Below are 17,308 nucleotides of genomic sequence, written 5' to 3'. Positions count from 1 at the left end.
AGTATGCATTCTTTTTGATCATCATAGACTTATGACCTACACTCTTAGACCCTACCAGAGCGAGGCGGTTGAACGCACCGTTTTACACTTTAGAAAAACCAATGATCCTGCTGTCATTGTGCTGCCTACAGGGGCGGGTAAAAGTTTAGTGATAGCTGAGCTTGCGCGTATTGCTAAACAAAAAATATTGGTGTTGGCGCACGTAAAAGAATTAGTTGAGCAAAATGCTCAAAAGTATAAAAGCTTTGGTCTTGAGGCGAGTATATTTTCCGCAGGTCTCAAAGAGAAGTCGTTAACCCACCAAGTTTCCTTTGCCAGTGTGCAGTCGTTATCGCGTAATTTAGACAAACTTAATGAGCACTATTCATTACTCATTATTGATGAGTGCCACAGAGTGAATGGCGAAAAGAAAAGCCAATATGGTAAGGTTATTAATGCACTTAAATCTCACAACCCTGAATTAAAAGTATTAGGCTTAACAGCAACGCCTTACCGCCTTGGGTTAGGCTGGATTTATCATCATCATTACCATGGGTTTGTAAGAGGCAATAAAGAGAGTCCATTCAAACACTGTATTTTTGAATTACCTTTGCGCTATATGATTAAGCATAACTACTTAACTCCCCCTAAAGAGGTTGATGCTGCGATTAGCCATTATGACTTTTCATCTTTAACTAGCAATGCATTTGGGCAATATAGCAATGAGGATATGAATGCGCTGTTAAAAAAATCGACCCGTGCAACTCAAACAATTTTACAACAGGTTATACAATACTGTGAAAATCGTTACGGCGTGATGATTTTTGCAGCTACGGTTATGCATGCACAAGAGATAATGACTTATCTACCAGAGGATCACAGTGCGCTGATCACGGGGGATACGCCAAATAGCGAACGCGATAAAATAATAAAGCAGTTTAAAGCTAAACAATTAAAATATTTAGTAAATATATCAGTACTGACGACGGGTTTTGATGCCCCTCATGTTGATTTTATAGCTATTTTACGGCCCACGGAGTCGGTAAGTTTATACCAGCAAATTGTCGGTCGAGGCTTGAGGTTGGCAGAAGGTAAAAACGATTGTTTAGTGATTGATTATGCGGGTAATGGCTTTGATTTATTCTACCCAGAGGTGGGAGATAAAAAAGGCGATAGCGATAATGAACCCGTGCAAGTCCTGTGTCCTGGGTGTGGCTTTGCCAATATATTTTGGGGAAAAACAGATGCTGATGGCAAAGTAATCGAGCACTTCGGCAGGCGTTGTAAAGGTTTGCTAGAAGATGATAACGGTTTAAGCGAGCAATGCGATTACCGCTTTCGTTTTAAAGAGTGTGAGCAGTGCGGCGCACAAAATGATATTGCTGCTCGAAAATGCCATGATTGTGACGCTGTGATGGCCGACCCTGATGATAAGCTGCGCAATGCGTTAAACCTTAAAGATGCATTAGTCCTACGTTGTAGCGGCTTGAGTGTGGTAAAACTTAAAGAGCAATTGTTAAAAATTACTTATTTTGATGAAGACGGAGCCAGTTGTGATGAAATTTTTGATTTATCAAACAAAGGTGCTCGGTATTACTTTAATCAGCAGTTTGGTAAGCGTGTAAGTCTGGGCCAATCCCCCATGGAATTTGTCAGTGCAGAGCAAGTTATAAAAGCGAAGTTTGATTTAATACCACCGGATTTTGTGATTGCGCGAAAAAGTAAAAAATATGGCTGGAAAGTAGCAGATAAACTTTTTGATTATAAAGGCAGCTTCAGAAAAGCAAACCAGCTAAGTCGATAGACTAAGCTGGATATCATTCATCATTCATCATTTAAATTAGGGATTATGCCTCTTCTGCGTCTAATCCCCAACCATCACCATAGCCATTAAAGCTGTTCGCTATGCTTTCAATGTATTGTTCTGCTTGGCCTAACAGTGCATGTTCAGGCACCATTTGTACATGGGCAATTACTTCCCAAACGCCGGTATCTTTGCATTTTTCAACATCAGCAGTTTGCACTAATGCATCGTTTACAATCTCAGTTGCAAATTTTTCGGCATCAACCTGTTGTTCAAATAAAATGTAAAAATCAATTTGTTGCATTTTACTTAAATCTACACCAGCGGCGGAAATTTCAGCAAGTAGCTGGCCATTGTCATCATCAGGGAATTGCATTAAAAAACTCATTAATTTTATTTTGTACTCGTTATAGCTATTGTAACCAAAATAAACCGTTAACGCGTACTAAATTTTGACTGCATCTTTGAGTGTTAATTGCGATTAAGTTAATGTTAGGCTCATTGTGGCTATGGTAGTATATCTCTGTCTAGCGGTTTATTTTATGGATACCACAGTAAGGATATTTACTTGTTCAATCAGCTTTTAAAGTTTTTTTGTTTTTTTTGCTTGTTAGTAAGCCTGTCTTCTATTGCCTCTGAAAATATAATTGAAGATTATGAAATTAAAGGGATCAGTGGCGACTTAGAAAATAACGTTGCACTTTATTTAAAACAACTTGTTGGTGAAAAACCAACCCGTACACTTCGTCGGTATGCAAAAACGCAAGTTGAGAACAGTATCAAAGCCTTAGGTTATTATAGTCCAGTAGTAAATATTGATTTTGATAAAGACGAGCGCGAACTTGTTGTAAATATAGAGCGAGGCCCAGCCACACGTATTGAGTCACTTAATATAACGGTTAATGGTGAAGCAAAACAGGATCCGTTCGTTCAAAAAACGATTGAAAATCTTAATTTAAAACAAGGTGATATTTTAAATCATGGGGTTTATAGCAGCGCGCATAAAAAAATAGAGTCAGTGTTGCTAGAGTATGGATATTTCGATGCAAAATGGCCTGTTAGAAAATTTGAAGTATCACTCAAAAAACACAGCGCAACCATTACTTTTACTATTGATAGCGGAGTTCGTTATCAATTTGGTGATATTTTAATTGCCAGAAATACTCCAGCCGAAAAATATATCCGCTCTTTGGCGCCATTTAAAATGGGTCAGTCGTACAAAGCATCCTATATTGCCGATTATAATCTTGATTTATCAAGTACCCCTTATTTTAAGAGCGTGCGTGTTTACGCCGATATTACAGCGAGAAAAAACAAGCAAGTTCCTATAAAAGTGGATGTGTTACATAAACCAGAAAATAGTTATGAAATTGGTGGTGGCTTTAGTACAGATTTAGGGCCGAAAGTACGTTTTAAATGGAGTAAACCATGGATCACCGATAACGGGCACTATCTTGAAAGCAATTTAAATGTTTCTCAAAAACAGCAAGATATTTCCATGGCTTACACCGTGCCGGTGAATGATCCGAACGATGATTTATGGCGCTTTTCTGTCGGTTATAAGTTGGAAGATGAATTAACCAATGAAACCTACAGTGAAATACTAACAGGTCAGTTACAGCGCCAGTGGTTAACTGAGCATAAATGGGTACGAACGGCTTTTTTAAGGCGCGAGCAAGAAACCTACCGCATAGGGGATGACGAAGAAAAAACAACTGAAATGTTAATGCCTGGGATCAGTTATGCGCGTAAACAATCAAAGGGTGGCACCACACCTTATTGGGGGGAGCAGTGGTCTATTTCAGCTGAGTTTGGACTCGATAGCGTACTCTCAAGTACCAATTTGGTTAGAGTTCAATTACAGCATGCTTGGTTACGTACTTACCTTGACCGCCATCTGATCTTTTTAAAAGCAAACGTGGGCGCAATGATTGTTAATGATATAAATAACGTGCCATTTTCTTTGCGATTTTATGCCGGTGGCGATCAAAGTGTCAGGGGTTTTGCTTATCAGTCGATTTCTCCGCAAAACGAGCAGGGTGAGCGTATTGGTGGTAAATATTTATTAGCGAGTACCGCTGAATACAACTACCAATTTGCTAAAAATTGGCGAGCTGCGCTGTTTGTTGATGGGGGGACCGCAACCAATGATTTTTCAGAACAATTTGAAGTAGGTGCAGGATTTGGTTTTCGTTATTTAACACCGGTTGGTCCGATAAGAATAGATCATGCGTGGGGGCTCACAAAAGAAAGTAAAAGTACCCGTTTAAGTATTACCATAGGGCCTGAAATTTAATGTCAGTATTTAAAAAAGTAACGGCGATAATTAGCGCCGTTTTAGCAACGCTGTTAGTTACACTGTTTTGCGTTTTGTTTACCGCCCCTGGTAATCAATTGCTTGCTTATACAGCGAATAAATTGGTTGATGGATTAACCATTGAAATAAAAAATGGCCGATTTTTATACAATGATGCATTTAACTTACAGTTTGACCAAAATGGCTTAAGCGTTAATGCACAGCAACTAAAGATAGATTTATTTTGGTGGCAATGTGATGGTATTTGTATTGATAATTTAAGCGCTAAGTCGATTAAATTAACCTTGCCAAAAAGCGCTGAGAATAAAGACGATACGCCAACCGAAGCATTAGAAAAAATAACCTTACCCTTTAATATTGCATTAAAAAATCTAGCTATTGATGAATTTATTTTAAATCATTCAAGTGCAAATGTAACACTTAACACTCTGCAATTGTCGGCAGAGGCTGAAGGGTCTGATGTTACAATTAAACGCTTAACCATTCCTCGTATTAATGTGGTATTAAAAGAGCAAACCGCAGCTCAACAAGCAGCGGCTAATCAACAAACAACAACGGCTATTAAGGAATTACCAGCTTTACCCAATATCGATTTTATCTCGCCACTTAACATCAATGTTGAGCAGTTCAATATCACCAACGTGACAATAAATCAGGGCGAGCAACACTATTCAATTGATGATATTGCCCTGCAAATGAGCGTAGAAGATGCCACTATTAAGGTACAGTCACTATCGGCAGGTTATCAGCAGTGGCAGTTAAATACTCAGCTTGATGCAACACTGGAAGGGGCTATGCCTATTAACGGCAACATTAGCTTAAAAGGGAATGAACACGGAGCTACTCTTGATATAAATGGTGATCTAGCCAAGCTTAACATTGCGCTTGATACCACAGGGTTATTTCCTTTAAATTTGAGAGCAACAGCCAACCTCAAACAGAAAAATTATCCCTTTAGTGTTAATGGCAAAATTAATCAATGGCTTATTAATACACAAAATAATGAGCTAAAGGTTAAAAACATCAATTTAAGTGCCCAAGGTAATGCTAACGACTATCAATTAAGTTTAACGGGTAATACTCAGCTAGATGCTTATCCAAGTGTAGATTTAAATGCTCAGCTAAAAGGCACACTAACCAACGCGACGCTTGAAACGCTTGCTTTAAAAACTAACGATAGCGCTGCGAATATTCAAGCACAGCTTGATTGGCAACAGGGAATTAAAGCGGACTTTACCGGCATTTTATCAAATTTAAAAGCGCAATACTTAACCGATGCCCTAACCAGTGATGTTTCAGGGACGTTTAAAGGCGTATTTAACGCTCAAGCCGATACCTGGCAGCTACAAATGAACAATACTAAGCTAGCTGGCTTTTTAAACAACGTTCCTTTAGAGTTTGCTGCAAACTTTAAGTTAGATAATCAATTAAAAGCGGATATCGATAGTTTTTATTTAAGTAGTGGTGCTAACAAGTTAACTTTGAATGGGCAGGTAGATGATACATGGCAAGTTGACGGTGATATCACGCTTAATAGTGATGAGCAGGCTAATCTTCCTTTTATTGCTAACGGTAAAGCGGATTTAAAAGTGCGCGGCAACAGATTAACCCCTTCGGTTGACTTAGTTGTTATGCTAGAGCGTTTTATTTTTAATGAGATAAACATTAATAAACTTGCTATAAAATCTCAACTAGATACGGCCGCTGATTGGCAAACTGATCTCAGTGTTAATGTTGCATCTGCACTGGTCGCTGGGCAGCAAATTAATAATATAAACATAGCTGCCAGTGGTGATAAAACAGATCATCAACTTAGCGCGTCGATTGATGCCGAAAAAGGCGCGGTGGAACTTGAGCTTAATGGCAAAATGAAAAATGCCATTTGGAATGGTGAGCTAAGTGACATAACCCTTAGTGATAAAAAGCTGAGTTTTAATAATACTAAAAAAATATCCGTTATGGTGAATACACAAAACGGGGATTTTGATGTGAGCGCTCATTGTTGGCAATCAGCTCAAAGTAAGTTGTGTATAGATACCTTGTCGCAAATAAAAGCGCTAGGGCAGTTTAATGCAAAGCTTGCTAACCTCTCACTTGCAGAGCTTAAGCACTTATTACCAGATAATATTCGCACACGCGGAGACTTAACAGGTGATTTTGCTGCTAATTGGCAGTCAGGTGCACTTAAAACCCTCAGAGCCAATGTAAATTCTAATGGATTAAATGCAGTGCTAACCTCAGAAGAGGATCGATTTAAACTCCCAATAGAAACACTCAGTATTCGTGCTTTTTCAGATTCGCAGGTTGGTAAAATTGAAGCTAACTTGGCATCCAGTGTGCTAGGTAAAATAGCTATCGATATAAATATTGACGACATTCAAAATACACAAACACTCTCTGGTAACGTTAATATAGATAAAATTTTACTCTCAGACATTCAGCCATTTTTAGATACGCTTGAGCAACTTAAAGGGGCAATCAGCGGACAGGTTACATTAGCTGGAACGCTCAAAGATCCTCAGTTAGATGGTGAGCTTAATATAGCAGACATTAATTTAGAGGGAGAGCAATTACCTGTTGCACTTAAAGACTCTAATATACATATTTTATTTAATAAAACCACGGCAACGATTAAAGGTAACTTAAGTGATCCTCAAGGCGGGCAAGTTAAACTTACCGGTGATGTTGATTGGCAAGGTGAGCAACCCGCGGTTAATGTTGCAGTTGTTGGCAATGAGTTTTTTGTTAGAGCGCAGCAGGGTGTGATATTTAAAGTATCACCCGATCTAAAAATCGGCATAGCAGATAACGCGCTTAACCTTGTCGGTGAAGTGGTTGTGCCTTATGGACGTATAGAAATTAAAGAGCTGCCCGAGGGCGCAGTGCAAGTAAGCGATGATGAAATAATTATTGATCAAAAAACACAAGCGGCTAAAAAAGTCCCTTTTGATTATGATGTAGACTTAAAAGTAACAGTAAAAAATGATGTAAAAGTCGAATCGTTTGGACTCAAGTCTAAAGTAACTGGTGATTTAGCGCTTAAAATGAGCCAAGGTACGCCAATTATTGCAACCGGAGAGCTTAATTTAATAGAAGGGACGTATTTAGCCTTCGGGCAAGACTTGATAATTAGAACAGGGCAAGTAGGTTTTAGTGGCGCAATCGACAAACCGTATCTCAACATTAAAGCGATTCGTAACCCAGATAATACCGCTGATGGTGTGATTGCCGGGGTGACTTTAACCGGCAGTGTTGAGCAACCTACGTTAAAAGTATTTTCTGAGCCTGCGATGGATCAAGCCCAAGCCTTAGCCTATTTACTCAATGGGCAACCATTAGGAGAGGGCGACAGCTCTACAGATGCTATGTTAACTCAGTTATTACTTTCTCAAGGTGTGAGTCGCAGTGAGGGAGTGGTTTCTAAGGTGGGTGAAACCTTTGGTTTATCTGATGTAAGCTTAAGCTCTAAAGGCAGTGGTGAGCAAACAAAAGTAGAGATATCAGGTTATATAGCCCCAAGCTTACAGGTTAAGTACAGTGTCGGGGTATTCGACTCACTCAGTGAAGTGGCTGTGCGCTACCAGTTACTCTCTAAACTATACATAGAAATAACCAGTGGCTTATACCAAAACGTAGACATACTGTATAAGTTTGATTGGGACTAATAGATAACTATAAAAAAGGAAAGGTATGAAAAAGTGTGTAGTGACCCTTTTAGTGTCGGCCTTGTTAGGTGGGTGTGCCCAGCAAAGTACTCAATCATCAGCCTCATCGGCTAAAAAGCTAACAAGCAGTGAGATTATTGCGGCGGCTAAAGATGATGAATGGCGATGGGTTGAATCAGAGAATATTCTAAAGTTAACCCTGCCCACAGGCGCTGCATATATTGAGCTTAACCTCAAACTTGCGCCTAACCACACTGCGAATATTAAAAAACTGGCAAGACAAGGCTTTTATCAAGGTACTCACATTTACCGTTTTGTTGAAGGGTTTGTAGCTCAAGGTGGCGATAGTACGGGTAAAAAGTTAGCCAAAACTAAACATAACACGGTGCCAGCGGAATTTTATTTAACCACCACTGAGCCACTTTCAATAACCGAGATGGGCAGTGATGGTTATGCACCCGTAACGGGGTTTTTAGGTGGCTTTGCGGTTGCACAAAACCAAGCGCATACACAAACGTGGCAAGTCCATTGTCATGGCATATTTGCAATGGCGCGCGATAACGATATAAACAGTGCCAGCAGTGAGTTTTTTGTCACCATAGGTCAAGGGCCGCGTTATTTAGACAAAAATATTACCGTGTTTGGTCGGGTGCTTAAAGGCATGGCACATTTTCATCAGCTAGCGCGAACGCCAACTGAGAATACCGAGTTTAACCCCATTACTGATCTACAAGTATTAGCGGATGTAGCAGACGATAGCAGCCAATTTAAAGTAATGAAAACAGACTCTGATTCATTCAAACAATTAATTATTGCTCGGGGTAACCGCAGCGAGGAATGGTTTGCGTACAGCCATAATTATATTGATGTGTGTGGCATGGCGGTGCCAACTAAGCAACTTAATGACTAAAAAAGGAGCCTCAGGCTCCTTTTTTGTTAAGGTAACGCGACACTTATTGTCGGTTTATTTTTACCGCAAATGGGGTTTCGTTATAATGTGTTGAGCGATATGGGTTTATATCAAGCCCACCACGGCGCGTATAACGAGCGTATACTTCAAGTTTTTTAATATGGAGTTGAGTGGTTAAGTCGCTGTAAATACGTTCCACACATTGCTCATGAAACTCATTGTGAGTTCTAAATGAAATTAAATAGCGTAATAATGACTCACGACAAACTTGCTCACCGGTATAGCGAATAATAATACTCGCCCAATCCGGTTGTGAAGTAATTAAACAGTTAGACTTAAGCAAGTGGCTATGCAAAGTTTCGGTGACTATTTTATTGCTTTGTGATTTAAGTGAATGGGCATCAATATGGTAGTTATCTATCTCAATATCTAACTCATCTATACACTCACCTGGCAGTGGTGTGCAAGGAATACAATTGTAGTCATCAGCGCTGTATAAGGTTACCTTTACAGGGCTGTTTACCGCATTGGATAAGTCGTCAATTAAATGTTGTTTAACAATTTCAATACTCCCAAAACGGCTTTGATTAAAGCTGTTTAAATAAAGCTTAAACGACTTTGATTCAATAATATGACTACTTTGACATTCGAAAGTAAACAATGCCACCGCAACTTGAGGCTTACCTTTAGTATTTAACCAAGATAGTTCGTAACCGGTCCAAATATCTTGGCCTTTGAATGGTAATGCGGCTTCATCAATACTCAACGCGTCGCGATTAAGCTTGCGAGCAATAGGAAAAAGCAAGCTGGGCGTGTATTGATCTACATATTCAGTAGATTGACCAAGTACGCTGCCTTTAAGATCGGGAGAATTGCTGTAATCTGTCATGTTTGCTCTTAAATAGTTACAATAGATGCATTATATATAAATTAAATGAGTTTCACAGTATGTCTGTTGCAATGCAATTAGCCCAACTTCACCAACGCTTTAGTGAAAAAACCATCAAAAATACACAAAAGCAGCCACTCATCGCCCACGATGAGCAATGGCCAAGTCCTTGTGAAATAGGCACAGCCGATGAGAACGGTATGATTCAATGGCAAGCGATAGTGAGAGAGCCTGCAGGTTCTTTGGCTGATCTCGCTAACGCATTAGAGCTTGAATTTCCTGATGAACTTAGCCAGTTTTATGGCCATATGTTTGCTGGCAGTATTTTAGCCAGCGTTGATGGCCATCAAGTAGAATTATTACAAGCGTGGAATGAGGATGACTTTGACTTACTGCAACAAAATATCACGGGTCATGTTTTAATGAAGCGAAAGCTAAAGCAAGCGCCAAGTGTTTTTATTGGTTTAACTGATCAAGATGATTTACTTGTTACGGTATTAGTGGAAACAGGTGAGGTGTGCCTAGAGTATGTAGGTAAAAAGCCACATCATGTACTCGCCAAAAACCTCAGTGAATTTATAGCGTCGTTGGCAGTATAATTATAAGGTAATTTTAAGGTGTGATGTTTTAGAAATAGCACCTTAAATATGGGATTTATTGAAAATCCCATGAAATATTAGACACTAAACCACACGGCTCACACCTAAAATCAAATAAACCAAACCATGGCTCAGGTAATTTCCATTCACCTTGGCAACTTGGGCATTTGCGCTTAAGCTCCGAGGCTTTATCAACCCCCCCTACACGGTATAAATAATAGTAAACAGGCTTTTTAGTTAAAAAACTAATCCGTTTAGTTATATCTTTACCACGGCGGTATAAATCACTTTGGGTGCTGGCTATTTCTTCAAGCGCTGGAAATTCACAGCGTGTTGCACCATTAATTTGAATTTGATCGCACGCTTGCCAATCTTCTTGCCATTTAATTAGTGTTTTATAGTCACCATTAGCAATCGCAGGAATATTAAATAGCGGCACGGGTAAAAAGTCATCGCCACAATACAGTGGGCTACATGTATGCACATAGGTGGTATATAAAATATAGCTTGATGGCTCTTTACAGCCATCGGCGCCATTGGAGTGAATATCTTGGCCGATGACCTTTACTTTGGGAGCAAGCAAACCAGCGCCATGAAGCTTTTCAACACTGTGTTTAACAAACGCACTGTTATTAAGTGGGTGCATGGCATCTTCGGTCGGGCACATTACACGAGTAATAAAATAGCCATCTTTTAACACCGTTGGAAATTCTTCTCCAATGATTTGGCCATTAAAGCGTAATGCATTTACCAAGCGATTTATTGCTTGCTCGGCTTGCTCCAAGGTGGTGTCTTGGTAGCAGTCAAATGTTAAATCAACAACAAACATTTATAGTCTCAAATTATTTTGGCGCGAGCAGTGTAAGTAATTGATCTAACTTTTGCTCAATTCTATCTAATTGAGAGTTGTTTTGATCTTCATTACTGGCACTTTGCTTTGGGGGTTTCATTAAATTATAAATTGAATCAGGATTATTCTTATATTGACTCACCGCAGCAATAATAACCGGCATTGGGGTCGGTGTTGTTAAACGACTTTTAGTTAGTGCAACAGTGGGAACTTTGCCTTCATCAAGAAGGACTTTAATAGCTTCAAATACAGCAGCATTCATTCAATTATAACTCTTTTATAAAGTAAGCTCGCAACATTGACGCTGCGAGCGGGTATGGTATCAATAAAGTGGCTAAGGCACATTAAAATGCGCCATAAAATTAATTATTTTTGACGAAGACGTACGTCTAGTTCATCAATTACTTCACTCCAATCGCCATCAACCGCTAGCGATTCGGCAATAAAATGTTGTTGGGCTTCATCCCAAAAGGGAGCATCTTGCAACAAGGTTGTATCGGCAATGGAGTGCGAGGCAATAAATGCATCTATTTGCGCATCCGAATCCGGCAGTCCTAGTTGGGCGAACAAGGTATTAATAGTATGTTTTGTTGTATCCATAATAATGCTCCTAAATGAATTAATATGTATTAACTCTAGGGGGGAATGGTATATCTAGCCAGTTTAACCCTTACTGAATCTATGCTTTATTTACTCAATAGTAAGTCGCTAAAGCATGATCTGACTCAATGCAGTGGATGAGCGTACTAACTAAAATGTAAATTCGCTTATTTGTCTCACTTAGGTATATAGTTATATAAGCATTTGGTCATCGTTGTAGTTCAAAATTAATCCCTTATGCGTTACTTGGCGTAACGATGGGGGTGTAAAATAACAAAGGAAATAAAATGACAGCCACAGCAGAATCGACAGACGCCTTTAGTGTTCAGCATATTGCACCAGAGGATATAAGCACAGCAGCCAGCCTGATATATCAGGCATATCAAAACGATCCTATTTTACAAACACTGCTAGGGTATAACGAAGACAACCCGCTCGATTATGAAAAAAAATTACGTGCACTTATCCGTGAAGAGCTCAGTAGCTTTTGGCAAGAGAAGCAGCCTTTAATCGGCCTTTACCGCAATGATAAATTAAAAGCGGTTGCCTGTGTGTTTGAGTCAAATAGCCAATTACAAGCTGAGCGTTATTGGCATTGGCGATTAAAACTGATGCTAAGTGCAGGTTATTTACAAACGAATCAATTAATTGAAAAAGAAAAAACCATTCGTGACGCCTTAAAGCCGCAAGGGAATTATTACTTTTTAGCGTTTATTGCGGTTGATCCACACTTTCACGGGCAAGGGTTTGGCCGCCAATTACTTAAAGGCTTAGATGGTTTATTACATGACAATCCTGAGTCCTCTGGTATAGCGGTATTTGTGACTCGTGACGAACATACGCAATTTTTTAAATCACAAGGCTTTGAGCACTTTAAGCAGCTCACATTTAACCGAGTTAAGGGTGAATTACTATTTAAAGTTGCTAATGCTCAATAAAGGTAGTTGTTCATAATGGCGTATCTGTAAGCCTATGTCCCAAATCGGGCACACCAGTGTGAGATATATCCTACATTAGTGTGCTCTTTGTCAGTTTAAATCCATTATTTATCCGTTTATAAGCATCAAGCTTCTGTTATTTATAGCTATTTTAGTTTTTTCAATTTTGTGACATTAAATTTTTTAGTTTTCCTCACTATTATACCCAGCCGTTTGGTTTAAACTTTACTTTGTCAAGACGACATAGCTCAATGACTGAGCTACTGCCACGGGTAAGGAATCAGGCAACTAAGTAGTTACTAGCAGGAAGCACAAAGGACAAGTTAACACGGATGCAGGGATGAAACAGGAAGTACACGGAGTACTAAAATAGCTGGGAGCTATTTAAAGGACACCAAGGATGATGCGATAGGAAATAGCAGGAGCGTTAGTTTACGCAGGATAGCCAAGGCGGCAAGTGGATATTGCAGGATGCAATGGAGAGTAAACACGGTAGTTTGCTCGTTCAGAGGATGATAAACAGGGAATAGGTAAAGGATACCTTACAGGATGTTTGCAATTGGGGCGTAACTGATGTTACGCCTTAGTTTTTTGTGCTAAGAAATTATATTCTATGTGGTGGCACAACCACACTTTTTAGTTTTTCATCTTCCATGATTAATACCCCTTGGTAGGCGTTTTCACCGTCACTTGAAAACTCAAAAATAAATTCGCTTTTCATGCCCGGTTTACCACTTTTTAAAATGCCAAATCGACGCTTGTTGCAAGCTACACTCATAAGTTGCACTTGCAATTGCTCGCTTTGGCGTTTGGCATGAACGTTCGCTGCTTCGGCTATTTTACGATTTAGCCAAAAAAAATAAATTACAGCACCAATAAGTATGAACGTCCATAAACTAGCCATTTAAGAGAATAACCTTCCAATTGCGCGAGCTAATGTCTCGCTTCTGTTTTCTTTACGTAGTAATGCTAATAAATGTGGGCGAATAGTTGGAATTGCAACTAAATCTGCAAAAACGCTAGGAAATAATTCAGCTATTTTCTCATGGTGCGCACAGTTATCCATAAATACATGCAAACGCTGTGGCTCTTCTAATTGTTTAAAGCAGCGACCTGCAATAGTTAATAAAATGTCTGAGTCTTGCCCAAGCGTAGATTCTAAAGCGCAGTCAACCAGTTGTGCGCTAAGCCCTGTTGCTTGCCCTGATGATATGGCGCGAAGCGCGGCAGAAGCCGTAACCACATCATTATTCTTAAGGGCGGTTTGTCCATAACTTAACAATAACTCACTTAACGTGGGTGGTATTTCGATGTGTTCAAGCATTGCGCTTAATGGTTGTAATACTTCAACAGGTAAATTAGGCCACGCAGCGTGTAAGTGTTTTAAGTTATCAGCACTGTTGAGGCGATAAGCAAAATCAGCAATGCCTTGTAGCGCCACACTTTGCCAATTATCAAAACCAATCTGGCCACTAAAATAAAGCTGGGCATGCTCATAATACTGTGAGGCTGGTTGTTTTAATAACACTTTAACTTGTGCATTAAACGCCGCTAATTTATTAGCATTAGGAGTAAATACGTAAGGGTTATTATCGAGTTTGCCATCGGCTTGTTCGCCGGTAATTTCTGTTCCTAGTGCTTGAATTACCATGTCTGCAAAGTGATCACGGCTCGCGCTTACTAACTTACTTTGCTCATCAAGTGGGAATTTTAAGAACCACACATAGGGTTCTTTACTGGCTTTGCTATCCCAAAACTGAATCGCTAACCATGCATGACCTGCTAATGGGTAAGGGTAAGGAACTTGTGCTTGTTCAACAGCTAAAAATTGTTGTTTATCAAGCTTGGTAATATGCCTGCCAATATCAAAAGCACGCCATTGAGTTCCTGCACCGTCTAAAAGCTGGCCTAATGTGGCTATATGTTCACTCATGAATTTCCAACTGTTTTTACTACAAAATTACGCTAATTATACGCCATAGCGACTGTTGAGGGAACAGGGTATAATTGCATAATACACAGACCAAAGGGTGATTATGTACCAGCAAACCCACATATATTTACAGCAATTAGCGGCGCTACTTAAAAAGCATCAACTGTGGCAGGTTGAGCCACTGAATCCCGATTTATTAGATTCTAGCGTACCGTTTTGTCACGATACACTGGCATTTGAACAATGGTTGCAGTTTGTATTTATTGAAAAGTTACAGCGGCTAATTGACAACAAGCAGCCGTTACCGCGCAATTTTGCAGTCGCCCCGATGGCGCAAATGACACTCACTGATAAATCAGGCAGCGAATACATTATCGCTTTACTGACCCAATTAGATTCATATTTAGGAGAGCCTAATGAGTGAGCGCCCAGAGCCTATTGAATACGGCGAACTGTCGATTCTTTATCAAGATGAAAATTATGTAGCAATAGATAAACCCTCTGGGCTACTTGTTCATCGCTCATTTTTAGATAAACATGAAACTCAATTTGCAATGCAAATGCTGCGCGATCAAATAGGGCAACATGTGTTTCCTGTTCACCGTCTTGATAGGCCTACTGCGGGTGTATTACTGTTTGCATTAAGCTCAGAGGCGGCGCGTGATATGAATCAATTATTTATTGAGGGCACAATAACAAAACGTTATTTAGCGTTGGTACGCGGGTTTGCGCCTGAATCTGTTTTTTTAGATAAACCGTTAAAAGAAGAACTCGACAAAATAGCCGATAAGTTTGCTGATCAAGACAAAGCCGCGCAAGAAGCACAAACACAATTTAATTGTTTGCATCAAGCTGCGCTGCCTATCCCAATAGGAAAATACCCAACGGTTCGTTATTCTTTGGTAGAGTGTTTTCCTAAAACGGGTCGCAAACATCAAATACGCCGGCATTTAAAGCACTTGTCTTTACCTATTATTGGTGATGTAAATCATGGCGATAACCAGCATAATCAGTTTTTTAGGGAGCATTTTTCGCTTCGCCGTCTAATGTTGTTTGCATCAGATCTTAGCTTTGTGCACCCTTATAATAATGAACCCATAACAATTAAAGCGCCGCTGGGTGATGCAATGCTAAACATTTGCAAACAGCTGGGGTGGCCAGAACAAGAAGAGGATTATTAAATGGCACATATTAGTATTTTTGTTGGCAGCGTGTATGGCGGTGCAGAGCGATTAAGTGAGCAAGTTAGCGAAACGCTAGAGCAAGCTGGTCATCAGGTTAGTGTCTTCGAGCAGCCTACTTTAGATGATATAAAAAATGCTTCGCATATTTTAATTGTTACCTCGACCACTGGGCAAGGCGATATTCCTGATAATTTAGCGGATCTTTATCATCAATTAAATAGTACTTTTCCAATGCTAACAGACAAGCCTTTTGGTATTGTTGCCATGGGTGATAGAAGTTACGGTGATACGTTTTGTGGGGCAGGGCGCAGCTTTGATGAGCTACTACGTGATTTACAAGCTAAACCTGTTGGTAACCGACTAGAAATCGATGCCTGTGAAGACTTTGAGCCATGGCCGGTAACTGAGCCTTGGTTGCAAGCTTGGCTTGGTAAATTACCCTCATAAATGCGCAGACTCTAAATGAAAAAACATAAACTGAGTTTGGTTGTGCTTGCGGTGGCTTAGGTAGTCGCTTTGGTGGCAATAAACAAATAGCAGAAATACCTGGGCTAGATTGCACGATTATGGAGTTAAGCATTACTGATGCGTATCGCGCCGGTGTGACACAGGTTGTACTGATCATCAATCAAGCCGTTCGCAGTGAGATAGAACACATTATTTTACCTCGCTTACCTAAAGCCCTTGACGTGTTATTAGTAGAGCAACATAACATCACAGCAACGTATAAAACCATGGGGCACAGGGCATGCGTTACTGTGTGCCAAAGCATATATTAACAACCCTGCAATTGTTATTACCGCAGATGACTATTATGGTGCGTCTTCATTTTTATTGCTTAGTGAGCATTTTAAAAATAGCCCCGAATGGGCAATGGTGGGGTACCCGATTATCAACACCCTCTCTGAGCACGGTGGGGTTAATCGCGGAGTATGTAGTATTGCTGATGGAAGGCTTGTTGCAGTGACGGAATATTTAAATATTCAAAAAGAGTCTGCACATATTGTTGGGAATAATCCGCAGGGCTTGCGTGAAAAAATTAGCCGAGATGCGCTAGGAACTATGAGTTTTTGGGGGATCACGCCGTGCTTTTTTGATTATTTGCAACAAGGTTTTGAGACGTTTTTACAGCAATATAACGCTAATACTCAGCAAGAATATTGCTTACCTGATCAAATCCAGCAAGCGATTAATGTAAAAGCACAGCCTGTATTTGTATACACTGCAAAAGAGCCTTGGTTTGGTGTTACCTATAAATCAGAACTGACAAGCATTGCGGCTACTTTGTGCGCATTGCGTCAAGCGTAAAGGTGTTAATACCAATTTTATTAAAAATATGATCAATCTAGCGTATTAAATAACCCGCTTCCTGCGTTAAAAATTATTTATATAGAACAACTATGTATCATAATTTTCGCCTTGCTATCGCGTTATTTCCTTGTCGCTGTAATCGTTCACTAATTTAGGGTCTGTTGACCTTTGCGGATTACAATTTGTTCAAACTAGGGGCGGTTTAATTGCGGTGCGAGGTTTGTAACCTAGTGGGCTAAGTAAAAACCGAGCAAAGCTTCCGCGTCCTGCTCACGCCCCTTACCTACATCCATGTAGGCACCAAAGAGTTAATTGCTCCTAGGCAGAAC

General features: G+C 39.9%; 16 protein-coding genes and 1 pseudogene. 10 read left to right on the top strand and 7 right to left on the bottom strand.

All coding sequences use genetic code 11. From position 1 onward, the window contains the following. The first annotated feature begins 31 nt into the window (after positions 1-31). Positions 32-1,783: a DNA repair helicase RadD gene (radD, locus tag CWC14_RS07745; protein WP_138562201.1), complete on the top strand. Its 1,752-nt coding sequence runs from the start codon at positions 32-34 to the stop codon at positions 1,781-1,783. Between the two features lie 43 nt (positions 1,784-1,826). Here the strand turns inward: radD and CWC14_RS07740 are convergent, their stop codons facing one another. After that, positions 1,827-2,159, bottom strand: coding sequence for a ribonuclease E inhibitor RraB (locus tag CWC14_RS07740; protein WP_008109396.1), 333 nt, complete (start codon positions 2,157-2,159; stop codon positions 1,827-1,829). A 192-nt stretch (positions 2,160-2,351) separates the two neighbouring features. On the opposite strand from CWC14_RS07740, the gene CWC14_RS07735 reads away from it, so the two are divergent. The 3 genes from CWC14_RS07735 to CWC14_RS07725 are packed head-to-tail and all read left to right on the top strand — an operon-like array spanning position 2,352 to position 8,675. Beyond that, the gene (locus tag CWC14_RS07735; RefSeq protein WP_138562199.1) at positions 2,352-4,079 is read left to right on the top strand and encodes an autotransporter assembly complex protein TamA; all 1,728 of its coding nucleotides are present in this window, start codon (positions 2,352-2,354) and stop codon (positions 4,077-4,079) included. Then, entirely contained in the window at positions 4,079-7,765 is a 3,687-nt protein-coding gene (gene tamB / locus CWC14_RS07730; RefSeq protein WP_138562197.1) for an autotransporter assembly complex protein TamB, read from the top strand. The genes CWC14_RS07735 and tamB overlap by 1 nt, the downstream gene beginning before the upstream one ends. A gap of 25 nt (positions 7,766-7,790) precedes the next feature. Continuing rightward, positions 7,791-8,675, top strand: a complete 885-nt coding sequence (locus CWC14_RS07725) for a peptidylprolyl isomerase (protein ID WP_138562195.1) — start codon at positions 7,791-7,793, stop codon at positions 8,673-8,675. A 43-nt stretch (positions 8,676-8,718) separates the two neighbouring features. Here the strand turns inward: CWC14_RS07725 and queF are convergent, their stop codons facing one another. Further along, entirely contained in the window at positions 8,719-9,564 is an 846-nt protein-coding gene (queF, locus tag CWC14_RS07720) for an NADPH-dependent 7-cyano-7-deazaguanine reductase QueF (protein WP_138562193.1), read from the bottom strand. Between the two features lie 59 nt (positions 9,565-9,623). On the opposite strand from queF, the gene syd reads away from it, so the two are divergent. Then, positions 9,624-10,163 carry a SecY-interacting protein gene (gene syd / locus CWC14_RS07715; RefSeq protein WP_138562191.1) on the top strand — a complete coding sequence of 180 codons (540 nt, stop codon included), beginning with the start codon at positions 9,624-9,626 and terminating at the stop codon, positions 10,161-10,163. A 55-nt stretch (positions 10,164-10,218) separates the two neighbouring features. On the opposite strand, the gene CWC14_RS07710 is transcribed toward syd, so the two are convergent. The 3 genes from CWC14_RS07710 to CWC14_RS07700 all read right to left on the bottom strand — a co-directional run bounded on the left by CWC14_RS07710 (position 10,219) and on the right by CWC14_RS07700 (position 11,613). After that, a complete protein-coding gene (locus CWC14_RS07710) occupies positions 10,219-10,992 on the bottom strand; it encodes a Zn-ribbon-containing protein (protein WP_138562189.1) in 774 nt (257 codons plus the stop codon). Between the two features lie 13 nt (positions 10,993-11,005). Beyond that, positions 11,006-11,275, bottom strand: a complete 270-nt coding sequence (locus CWC14_RS07705; protein WP_055012790.1) for a hypothetical protein — start codon at positions 11,273-11,275, stop codon at positions 11,006-11,008. A gap of 104 nt (positions 11,276-11,379) precedes the next feature. Then, positions 11,380-11,613 carry a DUF2789 domain-containing protein gene (locus tag CWC14_RS07700; RefSeq protein ID WP_010388246.1) on the bottom strand — a complete coding sequence of 78 codons (234 nt, stop codon included), beginning with the start codon at positions 11,611-11,613 and terminating at the stop codon, positions 11,380-11,382. 287 nt (positions 11,614-11,900) lie between these two features. Here CWC14_RS07700 and CWC14_RS07695 point away from each other — a divergent pair, with 287 nt between their 5' ends. Continuing rightward, complete coding sequence (locus CWC14_RS07695; RefSeq protein WP_138562187.1) at positions 11,901-12,551, top strand: GNAT family N-acetyltransferase; 651 nt, start codon at positions 11,901-11,903, stop codon at positions 12,549-12,551. A gap of 604 nt (positions 12,552-13,155) precedes the next feature. Here the strand turns inward: CWC14_RS07695 and CWC14_RS07690 are convergent. Together CWC14_RS07690 and CWC14_RS07685 are read right to left on the bottom strand one after the other, a co-directional pair. Continuing rightward, on the bottom strand, positions 13,156-13,455 hold the full coding sequence (locus tag CWC14_RS07690; RefSeq protein ID WP_013465365.1) for a DUF3301 domain-containing protein: 300 nt from the start codon (positions 13,453-13,455) through the stop codon (positions 13,156-13,158). Continuing rightward, positions 13,456-14,484, bottom strand: coding sequence for a DUF3549 family protein (locus CWC14_RS07685; protein ID WP_138562185.1), 1,029 nt, complete (start codon positions 14,482-14,484; stop codon positions 13,456-13,458). A gap of 103 nt (positions 14,485-14,587) precedes the next feature. Between CWC14_RS07685 and CWC14_RS07680 the strand changes: the two genes are divergently transcribed. From CWC14_RS07680 to CWC14_RS07665, 4 genes and pseudogenes are all read left to right on the top strand, one after another. Further along, complete coding sequence (locus tag CWC14_RS07680) at positions 14,588-14,908, top strand: YqcC family protein (protein WP_138562183.1); 321 nt, start codon at positions 14,588-14,590, stop codon at positions 14,906-14,908. After that, positions 14,901-15,665 (top strand): tRNA pseudouridine(65) synthase TruC, encoded by a 765-nt coding sequence (truC, locus tag CWC14_RS07675; RefSeq protein WP_138562181.1) that lies wholly within the window; start codon positions 14,901-14,903, stop codon positions 15,663-15,665. The genes CWC14_RS07680 and truC overlap by 8 nt, the downstream gene beginning before the upstream one ends. Beyond that, positions 15,666-16,115: a flavodoxin gene (locus CWC14_RS07670; protein ID WP_138562179.1), complete on the top strand. Its 450-nt coding sequence runs from the start codon at positions 15,666-15,668 to the stop codon at positions 16,113-16,115. Positions 16,116-16,130: 15 nt separating this feature from the next. Continuing rightward, positions 16,131-16,976, top strand: a pseudogene (locus CWC14_RS07665) (nucleotidyltransferase family protein). Positions 16,977-17,308: the final 332 nt, after the last annotated feature.

The sequence above is a fragment of the Pseudoalteromonas sp. S3260 genome, assembly GCF_005886925.1.
Taxonomy (GTDB): domain Bacteria; phylum Pseudomonadota; class Gammaproteobacteria; order Enterobacterales; family Alteromonadaceae; genus Pseudoalteromonas; species Pseudoalteromonas tetraodonis.
The sequence above is the reverse complement of the archived record's forward strand: the minus strand, read 5'-3'. Positions and strand labels throughout refer to the sequence as shown.